Here is a 23,624-nt window from a genome sequence, read left to right on the forward strand (position 1 = left end):
AAACCTCCCATCATTGGGAGGTTTTTTATTGGGTTTTTGCGTCAGAGGATTTTAAGAATAAATAGGCAAAAACAGCCGAGAGGGTAGAAGCAAGGGCAACGCCTGCTTCAGCCTGCATTTGCCATTCGATTTCAGGATAAGCAAGGCGTGAAAGCAGGAGGGAAATCGTAAAACCAATGCCACAGCTGAGAAAAGCCCCAATGAGCCAATGTCTTTCATTTGAATGCCAAGGTGCTGGTAGACCAAGTTTTTCGCAACAGACGACAACTGCTGCAATACCAAGGGGCTTTCCAAGCAAAAGTCCAAGAAATGGGCCTAGAAACGAACCACTTTGCAAATAATCCAAGCTGCATTTCGTTAGATCAATCCCTGTATTGCAGAAAGCAAAAAGAGGTAGAATAAGCCAGGCAATAGGGAGGTCTAAGAGGGCAAATAAACGCTCACCGCTTTTGAGAGGGAGGCATAGCCCCCAAGCTAACCCTGCTAATTCAGGCGCAACCCCAGCATGACAGAGAAAAATCCATAAGAGCAAGGTAAGTGGTAGGGAGAAAAGAAGGATTAAAGAAGATTTGAGGTTTGATTTCCCTAAGAAAAACAGGAGGACTAGCGGGAATAGAGCATCTACCAGCCAAGTAAGGTTGGGCGGATGTCCATAGAAAAGGGCGAGGACAAAAATTGCCCCTAGGTCATCAAAAATTGCGAGGGCACTGACAAAGCTTCGAATTCCTGTCGGCAGCGCTTTTGCCATAGCTAGGAGCGGTACGGTTAAGGCCGCATCGGTTGCCGTTGGAATCGCCCATCCGCCTAAACCAGCACTTTGTGGCGCTGTCAGACTGGCAATAACGGCAATGAAAGCTGGCAGCACCATACCGCCAATAGCGCCAAAAAGTGGGAAAAGGGCAGATTTGAAATTGCGGAGAGGGCCTATTTCACAATCGGCACGGAGTTCAATTCCTAAAATAGCAAAAAAAAATCCGAGAAAGCCTTCATTCACCCAATCTAGGCCAGAGAGAGGGAAAAAGGCACAAAAATCTGTTTCAAGGAAGAGGTGATAAGATTCTTTGAGAGGCGATGAGGCGACAAAGATTCCCAAAACAGCACTAAAAACGAGCACTAAGCCTCTTATTTGTGCTGAAAATAAAAAATTTTTCAAAAAATTATGCCAGAATTGTGACTGTATGCAGGTTAAAATTCCAGCTTTGCCCAGAAATGTCTGGCGGAAAGAGGGCTACGGGCGTCGCATTTGGAAGCGAATATTCTGGTGGAAGTGATAAAGCGCCCCGAACAGCCCGAAAAACAGCACCATGGGCAACAAACATAATCTTTTTTTGTGAAAAATTTTGAAAGGTTTTATTCATACCTTTTAAAATACGTTTTTGTAATGTTTGGAAGCTTTCAGCCCCTTTAGGCGGTGGAGCCCCATGCATCCATTCTTTGTACCAAGGATCGGTTGGATCTGGCAGTGTTCCTTCCTTGATGCCGAAATTAACTTCTATCAAAAGATTTTCAACATGAAGCGGTAAGGTGATGCCTGTTTCTGCTTTAATCGTTTTTTGAACAATTTCAGCCGTCTCTTTCGCACGCCATAAAGGAGAGGAAACAAGAATATCAAAAGGTTGTTTTGTTTTCTGAAAAAGAGGGACTAAAAGCTGTGCCGCAGCCTTGGCTTGTTCCCGTCCATGATCATTGAGAGGAATGTCACTTAAACCCTGAAAACGTCTCACCACATTCCAATTTGTTTCTCCATGCCGTAGAAACCAAAAATCTTTTTCCACGAGTTTTTCAGTCGATGGCTCTGTATTTTGTTTTTCTAAAGACATTGGAGAAAACAAACTTTCATCAAAGGTATCTGTTACGAAGACTTCTATTCAAAGAGAATGGAGATCGAACTCTCCTCAGCAATCGCATTGATTGCACGACTAATAAGTCTAGCTGTCGAGATATAGCGGATGTTAGGTGCTTCCGCAGATTGTTCTGTTTCTGGAATTGTATCTGTCAAGGTAAGCATACGAAGGTCACTTTCAGAAACACGCTCGACTGCTTTCCCCGTGAGGACGCCATGTGTGATATAAGCTTCAACGCCTGCTGCGCCATGTTTTATAAGCGCTGCGGCAGCATTGCAAAGAGATCCTCCGCTATCAATAATATCATCTACGAGAATACAATATTTATCTTTGACATTTCCAATCACATTCATGACCTCAGAAACGCCTGCACGCTCCCGTCTTTTATCAATGATGGCGAGGTCAGCATTTAAACGGCGTGCTAACTGACGGGCACGCACCACGCCACCAACATCTGGAGAAACGATAACAACTTCGGTTTCTTCTGAGAAATCTTCCATTGTTTTTGGCAGGCGTTCTTTAATGTCCTGCACAAAAAGAGGAGCGGCATAGAGATTGTCTGTTGGAATGTCGAAGAAGCCTTGAATTTGCATTGCATGGAGATCCATTGTCAAAACACGGTTTGCGCCAGCTTCTGTTAGGAGATTTGCCACAAGTTTTGCACTGATAGGTGTTCTTGGACCTGATTTGCGTTCTTGTCGCGCATAGCCGAAATAAGGAATAACGGCAGTGATACGTTTTGCAGAACCACGACGCAATGCATCAAGAACGATAAGCAGTTCCATTAGATGGTCGTTGGTTGGCGCACAAGTGCTTTGGATAACAAAGACATCTTCCCCACGAACATTTTCAAGAAGTTCTGCAAAAATTTCTCCATCTGCAAAACGGCGGATAGAACTTTTGCAAAGGGGTATTCTTGTCTCTTTAGAAATAGCTTCTGCGAGGGGTAAATTACTATTACAGGCGACAATCTTCATTATATCATCTCATTCCGAGTTAAATGGATCTCTCATAGAAACTTTTAGCAGAGAGATGGAAAATATAAAATATTTTCCTCCCTTAAAAGCGTGCCTTGATAGAGTAAAACCCATAAAATTTACTTTTTATACACGTGTTTTAGTAATTTTTCTCTACAGGTGTGTTCATCGGGTCAGGCTTGGAAGAAGGCTCACTTAAAATTTTACTTTCTGGCGCTAGCAGTGATTTTTGGTTCTTGCCTGTATAGTTTGCAATGATTTGTGAAACAGCTCCACCAGCTTCAGTTGCAGCAGCAACGGCTGTATCTCCCCAATGATCATCTAATGAATGTGCTGGAATTGTGTGAATTTGGGTTGCAGCACCAACTTCTTTTTTGTCTAGAGTTGATTGGACATGCCAAATCAGTTCAATTTGCTGTTGGGAATTCCCTTGTGGATCTGGAGGCGCATTTGAGAGATTAACTTCAGTATGGACGATGAAGTCCGCTCCAGTGCCATTTTTAAGCAAGGTGCCGCCATTTTTAGGATAGGCTGCGTAGAATGATCTTGCGAGGAGGAGATTTCCATCTCCTGGTGCGCCTTCCACACCGTTAAAGAAAATTCGGGAAGGGGCTTGTATATTGGCGGTATCGTGCAACATGCGATCGGATCGAATTTCAGTGAGGGCATTGGCGATCATTGGCGCCATCTGAAGCGCCATTGTATTAAGCAATTCTCGATCAGCATTTTTCCAAAATTTCTCATCAATGGGATCAGTGTCCCCTTGAGATTGAATGAGATTATTTGTTCCCATAATCGCATAATGGATGACGATAGAGCCATTTTCCGAGCGTGATTCTAAGTCAACCCACCAGTCCCCCTTGGCGGGAGTTCGGCTAACAGCAGGAACATTTTGAGCAACGAGAGCGCTGGTCAGGCTGCGTGTGAGTCGGTCAGCGGCAAGATGGTTACTTATTCTAGCTGTTTCAGGAACGGGAACGGCTAAAAGCGGTGTTGGCAAATTGCTCTGTGTTAAAATTTGTGTTGAAAGATTAGGATTAGCAAAAGGGTGATGGATACTGCACGCAGAGAGGCAAAATGCGCAAAAAAGTGCCTTTGTCCCAACGAGAAAAGTAGAGATTGGTCTCAATGCGAAAACTTTCAAAATTTCACCAAGGATAAATTATTTGTTATTTATAACAGAAAATGTCCTTATCCATCAGGAAAAATTCCTGTTTTGTCTATGTTTATGGAGTGATCCTGTGGAAGAGATTGAAAAAGTACCTCCTGTAAAATATTCTCAAGAAGTTACTCAAAGAAAGAGCGGATTCTTCCGACGTTTTTGTGTCTTATTCAAAAAAATGATCTTCTATCCTTTTCAGAAAATTGAAGAATTTTCTTTCTTAAAGGCTGTTTTTATCGGTATTTTTTTAGGTGTCTTTGCGTTTGGAAGCATGTTGCTCATAGCGGCTCTCTGGCTCGTGCGCTATTGAGGCATTTGCCAGAGAGGAAGCTTAGATGGTTTCTACCGCACCTTGAGAAAGTGCAACGAGAATGATGAAAATAAACATGGCAATTTGCATGTAGATCATTCCTTTAAGGCTCACAACAGGGACACTTTCGGGGCTTGTATAATGTGATACCCGAAAATATTTAAACATATTTGCGAGTTTTGCTTTAAAGAAATTCATTGCCTCATTCCGCTTTTAAGAGTTCTTCAGCAATGCGTTTACTGCTTTCTTGCCAAGAAGGAAGAGATAAATCAAAAACAGATTCTAATTTTTGCGGACTTAGGCGAGAATCGGCAGGGCGTTTTGCTGGCGTTGGATACTCACTTGTTGAAACAGGCAAAAGCTCTGGTACGGAAAGACCAAGTTCTTTGCGCCGTTCTAAAAGAAATTGTGTAAAACCATACCACGTTGTTTCCCCCCGTCCAGTAGCATGAAAAATGCCACCAAAGGCTGGTTGCCATCCCTGTTTTTGAATTTTTTGCAAAATAGACAAAATTGCTTGTGCTAGGGCAGGTGCAGACGTTGGGTTGCCTTTTTGATCATCGACGACTTTAAGGAGAGGACGTGCTACGGCAGCATTTAAAATTGTTTTGACGAAATTTTTTCCAAAACTTGAGTAAACCCAAGAGGTTCTTAAAATAATAGATTTTTTATATTTAAGCGCTTCTTGCTCTCCAGCCTCTTTGCTTTTGCCATAAACGCCAAGAGGGGCAACGGGATCTGTTTCTAAGTAAGGTTGGCCTTTTGAGCCATCAAAAACATAATCTGTTGAAATATGAACAAAAGGAAGATCTTTTTCTTGGCAGGCTTTGGTTAAAAAGGCCACGGCTTTTTGGTTGATTGCAAAAGCCTCTTCCTGTTGGCTTTCTGCATTATCCACTTGTGTAAAAGCGGCAGCATTCACAATAGCCCAAGGGTTAATTTTTTCAAGAAGATCTGAAATATCCGCTTGTGCCGCTGTTGCAAGATTTAACTCTGCATGGCCGACAGCTTTCAAAGGAATTTTTTGCTCTGTTGCAAGGTGGCGCAAAGATGTTGCGACTTGTCCATCATGCCCAAGAACAAGAATAGGGGCGTTTTGATTCATTAGGATAGAGGCTTTTCTTCTGTAAATTGAATTGCAAGATCAGGGAAATCTTTGTAAGGGAACCAGTTGTTGATTTCTTTAAACCCTGCTGCTTTCTCGTCTTTTTCTGAAAGGACAGGCGTTTCTGAGAGATCATGCCATTTTAGAGAAATGTCTGTGTCATTCCACAAAACAGAAGCATCTGAAGCATGATGATAGGGAGCAGTGCATTTGTAGAGAACAAGGCAATTTTGCTCTAGCGTTTGGAATCCATGCAAAAAGCCTGGTGGTACCCAAAGTTGTTCTCCTTTTTCTGCGCTTAAAACAGCTGAAACCCATTTCCCATAGGTTGGAGAGCCTGTTCTGGCATCAATCGCCACATCTAGGATACGCCCATGACCACAACGGACAAGCTTTCCTTGCGCAAAAGGCGGTTTTTGGCAATGAAGACCACGGATTGTATTTGTTGGGAGAGAGATGCTTTGATTATCTTGGACAAAATCAACTGTTAGGCCTGCTTTGTGCATGGCTGCTTGATTATAAATCTCGCTGAAAGCACCGCGAGGATCTTTAAAAATGCGTGGAATAAAAAGGGCAGGGCCTTTGATGGAAAAAGGATGGATTTGCATAGTTCAATCTTGGATAGGTTGTAAAAAGAGGAGTCTAAGAAATAGACTCTTCCTTAGCAGAGGGTTAACCTCTAAAGTTAATTTTTCCGACAGTGGCTTCTTTCTCTTTGCGGCGGCGTTTGCGGCAGGTGCGTCTTTGTTGATCCCTTGCAGCTTTAATTTTTTTACGTTTGATTTGCTCAGGTTTACAGACACGTGCGGCCTTTTCTTTTTCCTCTTGAATAGCTCTAATTGCCATTTTGAATTTCCTTTCGGGTTCTAAAGAGAAAGTGCAATTTTTTCGAGATGCCTTCGGTATTGTACCACGTCTCTTTCAATCTGCGGATCCTTGATGACATCGTTAAATATATAGGTAGGGAGGGGCTTCATTCCAAGGAATTGGTTCGCTTTGTGAAGTGGAAAATAAACAGCATCGATGCCTTTCCCTTCAAAAAATTGATCTTTTTCGGTAAACGCTTCTTTGGGGGCATTCCATGTGACTGCAAGCATATAATGCTTGTTTGGAAGAAGTCCGCCAGAGCCATATTTTCGGGTTGGATCTTTACGAGTTCGTCCGTCATTTTGGTAAAGTTTTTCGTGTCCCGCGGTAAAGACTTCGTCAATATATTTTTTTGTTTCCCATGGCACACCCATCCACCAAGCAGGTGTTTGCCAAAGAATGAGATCTGCCTGTAAAAATTTTTCGACTTCCTCATCACAATCGTAACCGTTTGCAATATTTGTCGTTAGGATTTCCCAACCTGTTAGTTGTTTGAAATAATCTGCTGCAACATTAGCAAGGTAGGTGTTTAATTTTCCGTGGGAGTGTGCGTAGCTTTTCCCGCCATTGATGATAAATGCTTTTTTCGTCATTGCTGAATTCCTTCGAAACAAAATTTGTGTAGATGGGAAAAGGGTAGAGTCTTAATTTACCAAAGCTCTCGCAGCGTTGTTAAATTATTTTCTGAATGAGCTTTTCGATGCTTGAGGCGGCGTTGCTTCATTTCTTTTTTGTCTTCGTCCGTAATTTTGATTGTGTTTAAATCATATTGTGTGCGAGAGCAGCCAACATACATTAAACGCCGCCGGCCACTCCCTTGCTCTGCAATATTGAACGTATCAATATAAACACAAGGGATCGTTCTGCCTTGCGCGCTGTGAATGGTTTGCGCATAGGGCGATTTTAAATTACCTAAATCTTTCAGTCGATCAACTTCGGCACGTGCAAGTTCGTAATCATCCATCCGTTTTTCTGTAAAAAGTTTGCGGCATTCTTTGTAGAGCTTGTCTAGAAGGTCTACAAACTGCGTTTGATCATCGGGGGAGACACATTCGATTTCGCCTTCTATACCAAGATCGATATTTTTTACAGAAAGTCGGTAAACAGGACAGATAAAATCTCGTGCGAGTTCCTTAGTTTCTTTACCGATAATTTTTTTAATCTGTAAGATATTGCCACGATGGCCGAGATCTTTGCCTTTGAATACCCATGGGCGACCTAAACGGACATATTCTCCAATCGCAAAAATTTCATTACTATAAAGCGTTTCATGGGCTAATTTTTTGACATGTTCAACGGCTAGATTGGTGTAGGCGAGATAGGCAATATTCCAAGGTTCTTGGGATTTTTTAAGCTGTTTTAGAAAATCTTCAATCATGTCACTGCGTGATTCGAAAACATGGATAGAAGCCGTGTTACCAAAAGCATCTTTTTCGGATTGGCTCTGTTCGGGATAGATAAGTTTTTTTCGAAGTTTCTGACAAAGTTCAAGAACCGGGCCACCACTACGCATTTGTGTCGTGAGACGTGTTCCTTGCATCTCTTCTAAAAGATTTTCTCCCGATTTGCTCATAACAGGTTTGAGTTGGTTAAGATCGCCAAGATAGAAAATTGGAATTTCCTTGGAGGCTTTCGAAATTTCACTTAGCTCATGGTTACCAATCATGGAAGATTCATCGACAAAAATAGTGCAATATCCATCCGCATTCCGAAATTCACCACGTGAAAAGTGATCTTGTCCTGTGATTTTATCTGTCTGTGGCGAAGATCCCAGAAAGGCGGCGACTGTTGATAGATCTATACGGGCGTTATTCCCTTCAATTAAGCGGCGGGGTAAGCGAGAGGTGAATTGAAGTTTTGCAATATGGGTCGGGCATAAAATAAGAATTTTGCCTTTGCTGCGTTTCTGGCGTTTTTTACGTAGCAATTCTAACATTGTAACATAGGCAGTGTAGCTTTTGCCGGTTCCTGCTGCACCGGAGAGATAATATTGCCCTTTTTTCATTTTCAGCATGTCATTCACAGCCTTTCTTTGCTGTGAATTGAGTGAATTTAAATTGTTTTCCTGTTCGGTGGCAGCTTGCTGCTTTTTCGTTTTGGAAGACGTGGACTTTTTAGCAAGAATGGATTTTGTCATGCAGAAAAATTTCATTTTTTAGTGGAAAAGGACGAGAATGTATCTTTTAAATGATTTGTGAGATTGACCTTTTCTTCTGAAAGTTAGAGAAGTTTGCATAGTCTATTTTAATTGATTTTTTTAAATAAAAATAGGAAAGCCAGATGCAGGAAAAAGATTTTACAAAAATGAAGCGCAGAGGGGTGTGCCTTATTATTGCAGCGCCTTCAGGAACTGGAAAATCGACATTATGCAAATCTCTTCTTTCCAATCATGCTGAGCTGCAGCTTTCCATTTCAGCAACAACACGACAGCCACGTCCAGGAGAAGTTGATGGAAGAGATTACTATTTTTATACGAAGGAAGATTTTAAAAATTTAATTCAAAATGAGGGGCTTATTGAGTGGGCGCAGGTATATGAAAATTATTACGGAAGTCCGCGCGCGCCTATTGAAAAAGCTTTAAGCGAAGGCAGGGATATTTTGATGGATCTCGATTGGCAGGGTTTTCGTCAGATGAAGGCTTTGTTTCCAAAGGATGTTGTCGGCCTTTTTCTATTGCCACCTTCCTTGAAGGCGCTTGAGGAGCGTTTAAGAAACCGTTCCTCGGACAGCGATGACGTAATTCAATCCCGTATGAAAAAAGCAGAATCTGAAATTTCCCATTGGAATGAGTTTGATTTTTTAATTGTAAATGATGATCTTCAGGTTGCAGAAAAAGCAGTTGAAACGGTTCTGAAATCTAGCCGATATGCCATCAATCGTTTTCAGGAGGAAATATCTTGCTAGACTAAAGGAGGGATAAACCCTCCTTTAAATAAAGTCACTTTGGATATTCGTCACTGAAAACAGTTCCAAGATGTGAGAGTTTCCAAGGCTCTGCCGCATGAACTCTCTCACAGTCCGTTACAATATCGTTATGGAAAAAGCAGTAATAACGGCTATTTTCTTTCCATTTGCCTTCAGGTCTCTGCTCTTTGACTTTTATAAAGACAGTATAGCCAGCTTCTTTTACAGGGTGGCTAAAGAATTTATCTGAATTAACGATATAACGGTGAGGTGGAGCAAACTCGTATTTAACATCACGGGGAAATGGCTTTACAATGCCCTTTGGGATTTCCATTTTGTTGCCGTAAGGAAGGGGAAGCTGATTCACCAATTCTTTCTCGACATTATCCTGCCATAGACCCTCTGTTGGTTTGTTCCCACAGACTGAAAGGTCGACAGGACGCATCTGACAGGCAGAAAGCACTCCCAAACACATAGCTGCTTTTAAAAAGTGAGTAATCTTAAAACGCATCTTCCCCTCTTTAGAAAGCAATTTTAGCAGAAAGCTGACCACCAGACATTGTCTGAGAATGTCCGCCGTAGAGACCAACATAGTTAGCACCAAAGCTGAAATAGTCGGTTGGATGAACATCAAACCCAAGCTCTGTAAGTGCTTGATCTTGTACCAAAGGCACACCAACAACAGAAGGATCTGTGCCTGTATAGGTGCCAAGGGATTCAAAGCCAACATGCGTATAGGATTGGTTTGCACCAAAGGTACGGCGGTAACCGAATTTACCATGAGGTGAAATAACCCAAGTGCCAATGTTGAAGTTTGTTGCAACCTTTGCACCCATAAAGCCGTAGCCTACGTTTGTATTGGTCGCAGAACCGTGAAGCCCTAAGATACCACCATTTTCATGGTAAGAGCCTTGCTCATAGTTGAGGTAGGTGATAGAGCCCGTTGGCGCAATCTCAAGAGGTGTTCCCCAGAGATTAAAGACATGTTTATAGGCGACTTCCGCACTGACATGGGCTGTTCCACCAAGTTCATGCGCATGAAGGGTTTCGTTATATTGTGCAGCAGCACCCTGCATATTCACAGAACGATGCCAACTCATAATATTCCAAGTATACCCAAACTGCCCATGGAAGGTGAAGAAATTCTGGTTATCAAAGCGTACTTGCTTACCAAAATACATACCGATATTTGCGTTATTACTTTCGCCAGAAGAACCAAGGCCTTTGGCAGATTCCATGACAGATCCATAACCCATCATCATACCGACATGCCAGCGGTCTTCTGCATATCCGTCAGAACCGATTTCTCCATCCACACCCCAAATGAAGCCAGCATCTCTTTCAGAAGCTCTATTGGCATGATTCCAGCCAGAATGGCCGTCTTGTCCGCCAATACCACCGTACATATTGCCCCAGACATTGACTTTTTTGCCTGAAACACCGCAGACATTGCTGGTTGTGGCTTTCCCATTCGCAACTTGTCGGAAGGTATCTTCCAAACAGTCTAAACGGTTATTAACAGAATCACGCACCCAGAAGTTGTTGTTGATGTTACCAGTCCGCATATCGGAGCTGATTTCACCATCTAATTGTGTGAGGTTATTTAAACGCTGTTGGTTATCAGAACCTGCAAGAATATTTGCAAGAGGAGACAGAACACTGTCTCCACCGACTTGACCAGACAGTCTATTACCCATTGCCGTCTGGTTACGGTCACCACCTGCTGAGAGGCCACCTTTGGCCGTTGTATATTTTAGGCCAATATCCACATCATCTGCGGTATAGAGAGGTGTTCCTGTTGTTGAAAGAGCTGCATAGCCATCTGCAGCCATGCTTCCAATCTTTCCATCCTGTTCATAGTGAGAGAACGTTCCATGAACGCCTCCATCTGCATGGACAACGTTATAAGCCTGGCCAATATTAAGTTGTGCGCCCTCTGCAACATTTGCATAAAGGGTAGAACCATTTTGGATCGTGAAAGAGCCTTTGCCCGTTAATCCAGAATCTGTTGGGTAAACACCTAAGTTCGTTGCAAATGTAGAACCTGTTTGCATGACGGTGTTGCCATTAACATGCATTCTTCCATATTCAACAGCAGGATTACTGGAGATGCCAGCACGCAAAGTCGTGCCATTCGCCATGTTTAAATCCCCACCAATCGTACCGACGCCCTCTAAAACGCCGTTATTGATATTTGTGGTGCCATGATAATCATTTTGTGTGTTGTTAATTTGAAGTGTTCCAGAACCTTCTTTATCAAAGCCACCATTACCAGATATTTTTCCATCCATTTGAACAAGATTTTGATTGGTATTGATGTTGTTTTGACCGCTTAGGCTGGTATCAACATTGTCAGATAAATTTCCTGTTGCATTGAGTGTACTATCTGAAAGCGACATGCTGGCAGAGCCATTTCCATGCTCAATAAATCCCTGTGCATTCAAAGTAGCATCATTGGAAAGGTTCAGCTGTCCAGTACTTCCAGTATCTTTACCAAGAACGAGATCATTATTAGCCCAGGTTAGGGAGCTGCCCTTGCCAGCAATATTAACGATGCCTGTTCCGTTGCCGCTACCAATGGTTAAGCCATTGGCGCTAGAGTCACTGACCTGAACAGAACCGCCTTTTGTAATATTAACAGTACCCATTCCCTGATTCGCGCCGACACTTAGGCTTCCTGTTGAAAGTTCACTTCCGGAGCCGCTGACGTTAAGAGTACCTTTGCTTCCTTGACCGCCTGTACCGACTTTGGTTGCGCCATCAACGGTGACATTGCTTGCATTTGTTAGATTGACCGTACCTGTTCCTGAAGGAGCAGGCTTACCATCATCACCTAACCCAGCATCGCCGATAGCGAGGCCACCTGTACCGACGGACATCTTAGAGTTATCGACATTCATGGTACCTTTACCGCCATCGCCGACGATAACGTTTGTTGCTTTACCCTTGCTGTTATTTTGGAGGGTTAGTGTACCGTTTGAACCGTAATTATTAGCGACATCGACCAAGCCATTGACATTGAGGTTTGAGCTGTCGAAGTTTGCCGATCCTGTGCCATGGTCGCCGACGACCATTCCGCCGTCTTTGCCGTCGCCTGCATTTAAGGTAGCGCCATTGGTAAAGGAGGCGTTGCCGACAGCATTCTTGTCGCCATTGCCGTTGCCATCATCGGAACCGCCGATAGAGATGTTGCTTGCGTTAGAAACGCCGCCACTCTGTGTGAGGGTATTGTTTGTTCCACGGATACCGACATCGACGCCGTGACCATTGTCATTATAGGTTGTGTTTGTCAGCGAAACGTTAGAGGAGGTGTTATTGCCAGCCCCGATCTGCAAACCGCCTGTAATGGTGGAGTCTTTTGCGTTGAGGGAGGCTGCGCCACCTGCTGAAGAGGTTAGATTGTCACCGACTTGGATTTGTCCGTTAGAGACATCAAGTGAGCCTTTGTCCATGTTGACAGAGGCGGCATCTTGACCACTCGTTGTGCCAATTTGGAGGGTTGGGTAGTTGACATCATTGCCAGTAGATTGCTGAGCGTCAATCTTAAGCGAACCGCCATCGGTGATGTTAACAGCACTGCCAGCGGCAACTTTAACATAGCCATTGGTTGGTGTTGCTGCGCCTGCACTGTCGCCAACGGTTGCAGAAGAGTTTGCCCCGTCAATATTAAGCGTGCCTGTGCCCTGGTCGGCACTTCCGACATCAATGGTATCGGTTGAAAGCGTGCTTCCGCTCTCGACATTCATGGTACCTTTACCGCCATCGCCGACGATAACGTTTGTTGCTTTACCCTTGCTGTTATTTTGGAGGGTTAGTGTACCGTTTGAACCGTAATTATTAGCGACATCGACCAAGCCATTGACATTGAGGTTTGAGCTGTCGAAGTTTGCCGATCCTGTGCCATGGTCGCCGACGACCATTCCGCCGTCTTTGCCGTCGCCTGCATTTAAGGTAGCGCCATTGGTAAAGGAGGCGTTGCCGACAGCATTCTTGTCGCCATTGCCGTTGCCATCATCGGAACCGCCGATAGAGATGTTGCTTGCGTTAGAAACGCCGCCACTCTGTGTGAGGGTATTGTTTGTTCCACGGATACCGACATCGACGCCGTGACCATTGTCATTATAGGTTGTGTTTGTCAGCGAAACGTTAGAGGAGGTGTTATTGCCAGCCCCGATCTGCAAACCGCCTGTAATGGTGGAGTCTTTTGCGTTGAGGGAGGCTGCGCCACCTGCTGAAGAGGTTAGATTGTCACCGACTTGGATTTGTCCGTTAGAGACATCAAGTGAGCCTTTGTCCATGTTGACAGAGGCGGCATCTTGACCACTCGTTGTGCCAATTTGGAGGGTTGGGTAGTTGACATCATTGCCAGTAGATTGCTGAGCGTCAATCTTAAGCGAACCGCCATCGGTGATGTTAACAGCACTGCCAGCGGCAACTTTAACATAGCCATTGGTTGGTGTTGCTGCGCCTGCACTGTCGCCAACGGTTGCAGAAGAGTTTGCCCCGTCAATATTAAGCGTGCCTGTGCCCTGGTCGGCACTTCCGACATCAATGGTATCGGTTGAAAGCGTGCTTCCGCTCTCGACATTCATGGTACCTTTACCGCCATCGCCGACGATAACGTTTGTTGCTTTACCCTTGCTGTTATTTTGGAGGGTTAGTGTACCGTTTGAACCGTAATTATTAGCGACATCGACCAAGCCATTGACATTGAGGTTTGAGCTGTCGAAGTTTGCCGATCCTGTGCCATGGTCGCCGACGACCATTCCGCCGTCTTTGCCGTCGCCTGCATTTAAGGTAGCGCCATTGGTAAAGGAGGCGTTGCCGACAGCATTCTTGTCGCCATTGCCGTTGCCATCATCGGAACCGCCGATAGAGATGTTGCTTGCGTTAGAAACGCCGCCACTCTGTGTGAGGGTATTGTTTGTTCCACGGATACCGACATCGACGCCGTGACCATTGTCATTATAGGTTGTGTTTGTCAGCGAAACGTTAGAGGAGGTGTTATTGCCAGCCCCGATCTGCAAACCGCCTGTAATGGTGGAGTCTTTTGCGTTGAGGGAGGCTGCGCCACCTGCTGAAGAGGTTAGATTGTCACCGACTTGGATTTGTCCGTTAGAGACATCAAGTGAGCCTTTGTCCATGTTGACAGAGGCGGCATCTTGACCACTCGTTGTGCCAATTTGGAGGGTTGGGTAGTTGACATCATTGCCAGTAGATTGCTGAGCGTCAATCTTAAGCGAACCGCCATCGGTGATGTTAACAGCACTGCCAGCGGCAACTTTAACATAGCCATTGGTTGGTGTTGCTGCGCCTGCACTGTCGCCAACGGTTGCAGAAGAGTTTGCCCCGTCAATATTAAGCGTGCCTGTGCCCTGGTCGGCACTTCCGACATCAATGGTATCGGTTGAAAGCGTGCTTCCGCTCTCGACATTCATGGTACCTTTACCGCCATCGCCGACGATAACGTTTGTTGCTTTACCCTTGCTGTTATTTTGGAGGGTTAGTGTACCGTTTGAACCGTAATTATTAGCGACATCGACCAAGCCATTGACATTGAGGTTTGAGCTGTCGAAGTTTGCCGATCCTGTGCCATGGTCGCCGACGACCATTCCGCCGTCTTTGCCGTCGCCTGCATTTAAGGTAGCGCCATTGGTAAAGGAGGCGTTGCCGACAGCATTCTTGTCGCCATTGCCGTTGCCATCATCGGAACCGCCGATAGAGATGTTGCTTGCGTTAGAAACGCCGCCACTCTGTGTGAGGGTATTGTTTGTTCCACGGATACCGACATCGACGCCGTGACCATTGTCATTATAGGTTGTGTTTGTCAGCGAAACGTTAGAGGAGGTGTTATTGCCAGCCCCGATCTGCAAACCGCCTGTAATGGTGGAGTCTTTTGCGTTGAGGGAGGCTGCGCCACCTGCTGAAGAGGTTAGATTGTCACCGACTTGGATTTGTCCGTTAGAGACATCAAGTGAGCCTTTGTCCATGTTGACAGAGGCGGCATCTTGACCACTCGTTGTGCCAATTTGGAGGGTTGGGTAGTTGACATCATTGCCAGTAGATTGCTGAGCGTCAATCTTAAGCGAACCGCCATCGGTGATGTTAACAGCACTGCCAGCGGCAACTTTAACATAGCCATTGGTTGGTGTTGCTGCGCCTGCACTGTCGCCAACGGTTGCAGAAGAGTTTGCCCCGTCAATATTAAGCGTGCCTGTGCCCTGGTCGGCACTTCCGACATCAATGGTATCGGTTGAAAGCGTGCTTCCGCTCTCGACATTCATGGTACCTTTACCGCCATCGCCGACGATAACGTTTGTTGCTTTACCCTTGCTGTTATTTTGGAGGGTTAGTGTACCGTTTGAACCGTAATTATTAGCGACATCGACCAAGCCATTGACATTGAGGTTTGAGCTGTCGAAGTTTGCCGATCCTGTGCCATGGTCGCCGACGACCATTCCGCCGTCTTTGCCGTCGCCTGCATTTAAGGTAGCGCCATTGGTAAAGGAGGCGTTGCCGACAGCATTCTTGTCGCCATTGCCGTTGCCATCATCGGAACCGCCGATAGAGATGTTGCTTGCGTTAGAAACGCCGCCACTCTGTGTGAGGGTATTGTTTGTTCCACGGATACCGACATCGACGCCGTGACCATTGTCATTATAGGTTGTGTTTGTCAGCGAAACGTTAGAGGAGGTGTTATTGCCAGCCCCGATCTGCAAACCGCCTGTAATGGTGGAGTCTTTTGCGTTGAGGGAGGCTGCGCCACCTGCTGAAGAGGTTAGATTGTCACCGACTTGGATTTGTCCGTTAGAGACATCAAGTGAGCCTTTGTCCATGTTGACAGAGGCGGCATCTTGACCACTCGTTGTGCCAATTTGGAGGGTTGGGTAGTTGACATCATTGCCAGTAGATTGCTGAGCGTCAATCTTAAGCGAACCGCCATCGGTGATGTTAACAGCACTGCCAGCGGCAACTTTAACATAGCCATTGGTTGGTGTTGCTGCGCCTGCACTGTCGCCAACGGTTGCAGAAGAGTTTGCCCCGTCAATATTAAGCGTGCCTGTGCCCTGGTCGGCACTTCCGACATCAATGGTATCGGTTGAAAGCGTGCTTCCGCTCTCGACATTCATGGTACCTTTACCGCCATCGCCGACGATAACGTTTGTTGCTTTACCCTTGCTGTTATTTTGGAGGGTTAGTGTACCGTTTGAACCGTAATTATTAGCGACATCGACCAAGCCATTGACATTGAGGTTTGAGCTGTCGAAGTTTGCCGATCCTGTGCCATGGTCGCCGACGACCATTCCGCCGTCTTTGCCGTCGCCTGCATTTAAGGTAGCGCCATTGGTAAAGGAGGCGTTGCCGACAGCATTCTTGTCGCCATTGCCGTTGCCATCATCGGAACCGCCGATAGAGATGTTGCTTGCGTTAGAAACGCCGCCACTCTGTGTGAGGGTATTGTTTGTTCCACGGATACCGACATCGACGCCGTGACCATTGTCATTATAGGTTGTGTTTGTCAGCGAAACGTTAGAGGAGGTGTTATTGCCAGCCCCGATCTGCAAACCGCCTGTAATGGTGGAGTCTTTTGCGTTGAGGGAGGCTGCGCCACCTGCTGAAGAGGTTAGATTGTCACCGACTTGGATTTGTCCGTTAGAGACATCAAGTGAGCCTTTGTCCATGTTGACAGAGGCGGCATCTTGACCACTCGTTGTGCCAATTTGGAGGGTTGGGTAGTTGACATCATTGCCAGTAGATTGCTGAGCGTCAATCTTAAGCGAACCGCCATCGGTGATGTTAACAGCACTGCCAGCGGCAACTTTAACATAGCCATTGGTTGGTGTTGCTGCGCCTGCACTGTCGCCAACGGTTGCAGAAGAGTTTGCCCCGTCAATATTAAGCGTGCCTGTGCCCTGGTCGGCACTTCCGACATCAATGGTATCGGTTGAAAGCGTGCTTCCGCTCTCGACATTCATGGTACCTTTACCGCCATCGCCGACGATAACGTTTGTTGCTTTACCCTTGCTGTTATTTTGGAGGGTTAGTGTACCGTTTGAACCGTAATTATTAGCGACATCGACCAAGCCATTGACATTGAGGTTTGAGCTGTCGAAGTTTGCCGATCCTGTGCCATGGTCGCCGACGACCATTCCGCCGTCTTTGCCGTCGCCTGCATTTAAGGTAGCGCCATTGGTAAAGGAGGCGTTGCCGACAGCATTCTTGTCGCCATTGCCGTTGCCATCATCGGAACCGCCGATAGAGATGTTGCTTGCGTTAGAAACGCCGCCACTCTGTGTGAGGGTATTGTTTGTTCCACGGATACCGACATCGACGCCGTGACCATTGTCATTATAGGTTGTGTTTGTCAGCGAAACGTTAGAGGAGGTGTTATTGCCAGCCCCGATCTGCAAACCGCCTGTAATGGTGGAGTCTTTTGCGTTGAGGGAGGCTGCGCCACCTGCTGAAGAGGTTAGATTGTCACCGACTTGGATTTGTCCGTTAGAGACATCAAGTGAGCCTTTGTCCATGTTGACAGAGGCGGCATCTTGACCACTCGTTGTGCCAATTTGGAGGGTTGGGTAGTTGACATCATTGCCAGTAGATTGCTGAGCGTCAATCTTAAGCGAACCGCCATCGGTGATGTTAACAGCACTGCCAGCGGCAACTTTAACATAGCCATTGGTTGGTGTTGCTGCGCCTGCACTGTCGCCAACGGTTGCAGAAGAGTTTGCCCCGTCAATATTAAGCGTGCCTGTGCCCTGGTCGGCACTTCCGACATCAATGGTATCGGTTGAAAGCGTGCTTCCGCTCTCGACATTCATGGTACCTTTACCGCCATCGCCGACGATAACGTTTGTTGCTTTACCCTTGCTGTTATTTTGGAGGGTTAGTGTACCGTTTGAACCGTAATTATTAGCGACATCGACCAAGCCATTGACATTGAGGTTTGAGCTGTCGAAGTTTGCCGATCCTGTGCCATGGTCGCCGACGACCATTCCGCCGTCTTTGCCGTCGCCTGCATTTAAGGTAGCGCCATTGGTAAAGGAGGCGTTGCCGACAGCATTCTTGTCGCCATTGCCGTTGCCATCATCGGAACCGCCGATAGAGATGTTGCTTGCGTTAGAAACGCCGCCACTCTGTGTGAGGGTATTGTTTGTTCCACGGATACCGACATCGACGCCGTGACCATTGTCATTATAGGTTGTGTTTGTCAGCGAAACGTTAGAGGAGGTGTTATTGCCAGCCCCGATCTGCAAACCGCCTGTAATGGTGGAGTCTTTTGCGTTGAGGGAGGCTGCGCCACCTGCTGAAGAGGTTAGATTGTCACCGACTTGGATTTGTCCGTTAGAGACATCAAGTGAGCCTTTGTCCATGTTGACAGAGGCGGCATCTTGACCACTCGTTGTGCCAATTTGGAGGGTTGGGTAGTTGACATCATTGCCAGTAGATTGCTGAGCGTCAATCTTAAGCGAACCGCCATCGGTGATGTTAACAGCACTGCCAGCGGCAACTTTAACATAGCCATTGGTTGGTGTTGCTGCGCCTGCACTGTCGCCAACGGTTGCAGAAGAGTTTGCCCCGTCAATATTAAGCGTGCCTGTGCCCTGGTCGGCACTTCCGACATCAATGGTATCGGTTGAAAGCGTGCTTCCGCTCTCGACATTCATGGTACCTTTACCGCCATCGCCGACGATAACGTTTGTTGCTTTACCCTTGCTGTTATTTTGGAGGGTTAGTGTACCGTTTGAACCGTAATTATTAGCGACATCGACCAAGCCATTGACATTGAGGTTTGAGCTGTCGAAGTTTGCCGATCCTGTGCCATGGTCGCCGACGACCATTCCGCCGTCTTTGCCGTCGCCTGCATTTAAGGTAGCGCCATTGGTAAAGGAGGCGTTGCCGACAGCATTCTTGTCGCCATTGCCGTTGCCATCATCGGAACCGCCGATAGAGATGTTGCTTGCGTTAGAAACGCCGCCACTCTGTGTGAGGGTATTGTTTGTTCCACGGATACCGACATCGACGCCGTGACCATTGTCATTATAGGTTGTGTTTGTCAGCGAAACGTTAGAGGAGGTGTTATTGCCAGCCCCGATCTGCAAACCGCCTGTAATGGTGGAGTCTTTTGCGTTGAGGGAGGCTGCGCCACCTGCTGAAGAGGTTAGATTGTCACCGACTTGGATTTGTCCGTTAGAGACATCAAGTGAGCCTTTGTCCATGTTGACAGAGGCGGCATCTTGACCACTCGTTGTGCCAATTTGGAGGGTTGGGTAGTTGACATCATTGCCAGTAGATTGCTGAGCGTCAATCTTAAGCGAACCGCCATCGGTGATGTTAACAGCACTGCCAGCGGCAACTTTAACATAGCCATTGGTTGGTGTTGCTGCGCCTGCACTGTCGCCAACGGTTGCAGAAGAGTTTGCCCCGTCAATATTAAGCGTGCCTGTGCCCTGGTCGGCACTTCCGACATCAATGGTATCGGTTGAAAGCGTGCTTCCGCTCTCGACATTCATGGTACCTTTACCGCCATCGCCGACGATAACGTTTGTTGCTTTACCCTTGCTGTTATTTTGGAGGGTTAGTGTACCGTTTGAACCGTAATTATTAGCGACATCGACCAAGCCATTGACATTGAGGTTTGAGCTGTCGAAGTTTGCCGATCCTGTGCCATGGTCGCCGACGACCATTCCGCCGTCTTTGCCGTCGCCTGCATTTAAGGTAGCGCCATTGGTAAAGGAGGCGTTGCCGACAGCATTCTTGTCGCCATTGCCGTTGCCATCATCGGAACCGCCGATAGAGATGTTGCTTGCGTTAGAAACGCCGCCACTCTGTGTGAGGGTATTGTTTGTTCCACGGATACCGACATCGACGCCGTGACCATTGTCATTATAGGTTGTGTTTGTCAGCGAAACGTTAGAGGAGGTGTTATTGCCAGCCCCGATCTGCAAACCGCCTGTAATGGTGGAGTCTTTTGCGTTGAGGGAGGCTGCGCCACCTGCTGAAGAGGTTAGATTGTCACCGACTTGGATTTGTCCGTTAGAGACATCAAGTGAGCCTTTGTCCATGTTGACAGAGGCGGCATCTTGACCACTCGTTGTGCCAATTTGGAGGGTTGGGTAGTTGACATCATTGCCAGTAGATTGCTGAGCGTCAATCTTAAGCGAACCGCCATCGGTGATGTTAACAGCACTGCCAGCGGCAACTTTAACATAGCCATTGGTTGGTGTTGCTGCGCCTGCACTGTCGCCAACGGTTGCAGAAGAGTTTGCCCCGTCAATATTAAGCGTGCCTGTGCCCTGGTCGGCACTTCCGACATCAATGGTATCGGTTGAAAGCGTGCTTCCGCTCTCGACATTCATGGTACCTTTACCGCCATCGCCGACGATAACGTTTGTTGCTTTACCCTTGCTGTTATTTTGGAGGGTTAGTGTACCGTTTGAACCGTAATTATTAGCGACATCGACCAAGCCATTGACATTGAGGTTTGAGCTGTCGAAGTTTGCCGATCCTGTGCCATGGTCGCCGACGACCATTCCGCCGTCTTTGCCGTCGCCTGCATTTAAGGTAGCGCCATTGGTAAAGGAGGCGTTGCCGACAGCATTCTTGTCGCCATTGCCGTTGCCATCATCGGAACCGCCGATAGAGATGTTGCTTGCGTTAGAAACGCCGCCACTCTGTGTGAGGGTATTGTTTGTTCCACGGATACCGACATCGACGCCGTGACCATTGTCATTATAGGTTGTGTTTGTCAGCGAAACGTTAGAGGAGGTGTTATTGCCAGCCCCGATCTGCAAACCGCCTGTAATGGTGGAGTCTTTTGCGTTGAGGGAGGCTGCGCCACCTGCTGAAGAGGTTAGATTGTCACCGACTTGGATTTGTCCGTTAGAGACATCAAGTGAGCCTTTGTCCATGTTGACAGAGGCGGCATCTTGACCACTCGTTGTGCCAATTTGGAGGGTTGGGTAGTTGACATCATTGCCAGTAGATTGCTGAGCGTCAATCTTAAGCGAACCGCCATCGGTGATGTTAACAGCACTGCCAGCGGCAACTTTAACATAGCCATTGGTTGGTGTTGCTGCGCCTGCACTGTCGCCAACGGTTGCAGAAGAGTTTGCCCCGTCAATATTAAGCGTGCCTGTGCCCTGGTCGGCACTTCCGACATCAATGGTATCGGTTGAAAGCGTGCTTCCGCTCTCGACATTCATGGTACCTTTACCGCCATCGCCGACGATAACGTTTGTTGCTTTACCCTTGCTGTTATTTTGGAGGGTTAGTGTACCGTTTGAACCGTAATTATTAGCGACATCGACCAAGCCATTGACATTGAGGTTTGAGCTGTCGAAGTTTGCCGATCCTGTGCCATGGTCGCCGACGACCATTCCGCCGTCTTTGCCGTCGCCTGCATTTAAGGTAGCGCCATTGGTAAAGGAGGCGTTGCCGACAGCATTCTTGTCGCCATTGCCGTTGCCATCATCGGAACCGCCGATAGAGATGTTGCTTGCGTTAGAAACGCCGCCACTCTGTGTGAGGGTATTGTTTGTTCCACGGATACCGACATCGACGCCGTGACCATTGTCATTATAGGTTGTGTTTGTCAGCGAAACGTTAGAGGAGGTGTTATTGCCAGCCCCGATCTGCAAACCGCCTGTAATGGTGGAGTCTTTTGCGTTGAGGGAGGCTGCGCCACCTGCTGAAGAGGTTAGATTGTCACCGACTTGGATTTGTCCGTTAGAGACATCAAGTGAGCCTTTGTCCATGTTGACAGAGGCGGCATCTTGACCACTCGTTGTGCCAATTTGGAGGGTTGGGTAGTTGACATCATTGCCAGTAGATTGCTGAGCGTCAATCTTAAGCGAACCGCCATCGGTGATGTTAACAGCACTGCCAGCGGCAACTTTAACATAGCCATTGGTTGGTGTTGCTGCGCCTGCACTGTCGCCAACGGTTGCAGAAGAGTTTGCCCCGTCAATATTAAGCGTGCCTGTGCCCTGGTCGGCACTTCCGACATCAATGGTATCGGTTGAAAGCGTGCTTCCGCTCTCGACATTCATGGTACCTTTACCGCCATCGCCGACGATAACGTTTGTTGCTTTACCCTTGCTGTTATTTTGGAGGGTTAGTGTACCGTTTGAACCGTAATTATTAGCGACATCGACCAAGCCATTGACATTGAGGTTTGAGCTGTCGAAGTTTGCCGATCCTGTGCCATGGTCGCCGACGACCATTCCGCCGTCTTTGCCGTCGCCTGCATTTAAGGTAGCGCCATTGGTAAAGGAGGCGTTGCCGACAGCATTCTTGTCGCCATTGCCGTTGCCATCATCGGAACCGCCGATAGAGATGTTGCTTGCGTTAGAAACGCCGCCACTCTGTGTGAGGGTATTGTTTGTTCCACGGATACCGACATCGACGCCGTGACCATTGTCATTATAGGTTGTGTTTGTCAGCGAAACGTTAGAGGAGGTGTTATTGCCAGCCCCGATCTGCAAACCGCCTGTAATGGTGGAGTCTTTTGCGTTGAGGGAGGCTGCGCCACCTGCTGAAGAGGTTAGATTGTCACCGACTTGGATTTGTCCGTTAGAGACATCAAGTGAGCCTTTGTCCATGTTGACAGAGGCGGCATCTTGACCACTCGTTGTGCCAATTTGGAGGGTTGGGTAGTTGACATCATTGCCAGTAGATTGCTGAGCGTCAATCTTAAGCGAACCGCCATCGGTGATGTTAACAGCACTGCCAGCGGCAACTTTAACATAGCCATTGGTTGGTGTTGCTGCGCCTGCACTGTCGCCAACGGTTGCAGAAGAGTTTGCCCCGTCAATATTAAGCGTGCCTGTGCCTTGGTCGCTGCCAACGGAGATTGTGTCACTTTGATGGTCTTTACCATCATTTATGTTGGTAACGGTTGGGGTTGGTTGTGACGTTGTGTCGAGTTGAAGCCTGTTGGTATTTGCTCGCTGGGAGCGCAGTGAAGAGCTCCCTTTGCGTGTTTGCACATTCTTGTCATTTGTTTGTGGCGTATCTGCCGCAAACGCTTCTTTTGGTAGGAAGGACGCAGTTCCAAAGCTTAGTGCTAAGCATGTAGAGCTTAGAAAAAATTTTACGCTAAAAAGATTCTTTTTAGGATAAAAAATAGAGTGCGTTTTGTTCATACTTACCTAAGCAAAATTAAAGCTAAAACTTATAAAAACACGATGTTTAACCCTGAAAACAAACATAACGAGATACAGGGGCTTTCAGCTCAAAATGAGAAAAAGATATTTTGATCAAAATATAGCTTATTGAACCTACTTTTTATCAATTAAGTCGAGACAGGTTCTAAGTCAATTTTTCAGAATGTTTCGGTAATATTGAGCATATTTTGTGCCAAAAAGGATACATTTTTAAGCGCTATTTATAAAGATCCCCCTCATTAAAAGATCTAGGGAGGGGGCATGATGGATCGTTTTTTAAGAAAGTT

12 protein-coding genes are annotated in these 23,624 nt (G+C 46.7%); 2 read left to right on the forward strand and 10 right to left on the reverse strand.

Going from position 1 to position 23,624, the window contains the following annotated elements; all coding sequences use genetic code 11:
* Positions 1–25 precede the first annotated feature (25 nt).
* The 4 genes from FAI40_07255 to FAI40_07270 form a co-directional block, all read right to left on the reverse strand.
* Positions 26–1,207 carry a Na+/H+ antiporter NhaA gene (locus FAI40_07255; protein QCE35146.1) on the reverse strand — a complete coding sequence of 394 codons (1,182 nt, stop codon included), beginning with the start codon at positions 1,205–1,207 and terminating at the stop codon, positions 26–28.
* On the reverse strand, positions 1,158–1,820 hold the full coding sequence (locus FAI40_07260) for a histidine phosphatase family protein (protein QCE35147.1): 663 nt from the start codon (positions 1,818–1,820) through the stop codon (positions 1,158–1,160). The genes FAI40_07255 and FAI40_07260 overlap by 50 nt, the downstream gene beginning before the upstream one ends.
* A gap of 44 nt (positions 1,821–1,864) precedes the next feature.
* Positions 1,865–2,821 (reverse strand): ribose-phosphate pyrophosphokinase, encoded by a 957-nt coding sequence (locus FAI40_07265; protein ID QCE35148.1) that lies wholly within the window; start codon positions 2,819–2,821, stop codon positions 1,865–1,867.
* 139 nt (positions 2,822–2,960) lie between these two features.
* Positions 2,961–3,950 (reverse strand): hypothetical protein, encoded by a 990-nt coding sequence (locus tag FAI40_07270; protein ID QCE35149.1) that lies wholly within the window; start codon positions 3,948–3,950, stop codon positions 2,961–2,963.
* A gap of 37 nt (positions 3,951–3,987) precedes the next feature.
* Here FAI40_07270 and FAI40_07275 point away from each other — a divergent pair, with 37 nt between their 5' ends.
* Positions 3,988–4,293, forward strand: coding sequence for a hypothetical protein (locus FAI40_07275; protein QCE35150.1), 306 nt, complete (start codon positions 3,988–3,990; stop codon positions 4,291–4,293).
* 202 nt (positions 4,294–4,495) lie between these two features.
* On the opposite strand, the gene rfbD is transcribed toward FAI40_07275, so the two are convergent.
* The 4 genes from rfbD to FAI40_07295 form a co-directional block, all read right to left on the reverse strand.
* The gene (gene rfbD / locus FAI40_07280; protein ID QCE35151.1) at positions 4,496–5,398 is read right to left on the reverse strand and encodes a dTDP-4-dehydrorhamnose reductase; all 903 of its coding nucleotides are present in this window, start codon (positions 5,396–5,398) and stop codon (positions 4,496–4,498) included.
* Complete coding sequence (rfbC, locus tag FAI40_07285) at positions 5,398–6,006, reverse strand: dTDP-4-dehydrorhamnose 3,5-epimerase (GenBank protein ID QCE35152.1); 609 nt, start codon at positions 6,004–6,006, stop codon at positions 5,398–5,400. Before rfbC ends, rfbD begins: the two co-directional genes overlap by 1 nt.
* Before the next feature lie 258 nt (positions 6,007–6,264).
* A complete protein-coding gene (locus FAI40_07290; protein QCE35153.1) occupies positions 6,265–6,858 on the reverse strand; it encodes an NAD(P)H-dependent oxidoreductase in 594 nt (197 codons plus the stop codon).
* 56 nt (positions 6,859–6,914) lie between these two features.
* On the reverse strand, positions 6,915–8,417 hold the full coding sequence (locus tag FAI40_07295; protein ID QCE35154.1) for a hypothetical protein: 1,503 nt from the start codon (positions 8,415–8,417) through the stop codon (positions 6,915–6,917).
* Positions 8,418–8,569: 152 nt separating this feature from the next.
* Between FAI40_07295 and FAI40_07300 the strand changes: the two genes are divergently transcribed.
* Positions 8,570–9,169: a guanylate kinase gene (locus FAI40_07300; GenBank protein ID QCE35779.1), complete on the forward strand. Its 600-nt coding sequence runs from the start codon at positions 8,570–8,572 to the stop codon at positions 9,167–9,169.
* A 34-nt stretch (positions 9,170–9,203) separates the two neighbouring features.
* Here the strand turns inward: FAI40_07300 and FAI40_07305 are convergent, their stop codons facing one another.
* Both FAI40_07305 and FAI40_07310 read right to left on the reverse strand, forming a co-directional pair.
* A complete protein-coding gene (locus FAI40_07305) occupies positions 9,204–9,680 on the reverse strand; it encodes a hypothetical protein (GenBank protein QCE35155.1) in 477 nt (158 codons plus the stop codon).
* A gap of 10 nt (positions 9,681–9,690) precedes the next feature.
* Positions 9,691–23,316, reverse strand: coding sequence for a hypothetical protein (locus FAI40_07310; GenBank protein ID QCE35156.1), 13,626 nt, complete (start codon positions 23,314–23,316; stop codon positions 9,691–9,693).
* Between the last annotated feature and the right edge of the window lie 308 nt (positions 23,317–23,624).

This window comes from Acetobacteraceae bacterium, assembly GCA_004843345.1.
Lineage (GTDB): Bacteria > Pseudomonadota > Alphaproteobacteria > Acetobacterales > Acetobacteraceae.

What these genes read in the sequence shown, in the direction of transcription:
- FAI40_07310 (QCE35156.1), bottom strand. Translation starts at nt 23,316, where the DNA reads ATGAACAAAACGCACTCTATTTTTTATCCTAAAAAGAATCTTTTTAGC.
- rfbC (QCE35152.1), bottom strand. Translation starts at nt 6,006, where the DNA reads ATGCAAATCCATCCTTTTTCCATCAAAGGCCCTGCCCTTTTTATTCCA.
- FAI40_07305 (QCE35155.1), bottom strand. Translation starts at nt 9,680, where the DNA reads ATGCGTTTTAAGATTACTCACTTTTTAAAAGCAGCTATGTGTTTGGGA.
- rfbD (QCE35151.1), bottom strand. Translation starts at nt 5,398, where the DNA reads ATGAATCAAAACGCCCCTATTCTTGTTCTTGGGCATGATGGACAAGTC.
- FAI40_07300 (QCE35779.1), top strand. Translation starts at nt 8,570, where the DNA reads ATGAAGCGCAGAGGGGTGTGCCTTATTATTGCAGCGCCTTCAGGAACT.
- FAI40_07260 (QCE35147.1), bottom strand. Translation starts at nt 1,820, where the DNA reads ATGTCTTTAGAAAAACAAAATACAGAGCCATCGACTGAAAAACTCGTG.
- FAI40_07295 (QCE35154.1), bottom strand. Translation starts at nt 8,417, where the DNA reads ATGAAATTTTTCTGCATGACAAAATCCATTCTTGCTAAAAAGTCCACG.
- FAI40_07290 (QCE35153.1), bottom strand. Translation starts at nt 6,858, where the DNA reads ATGACGAAAAAAGCATTTATCATCAATGGCGGGAAAAGCTACGCACAC.
- FAI40_07265 (QCE35148.1), bottom strand. Translation starts at nt 2,821, where the DNA reads ATGAAGATTGTCGCCTGTAATAGTAATTTACCCCTCGCAGAAGCTATT.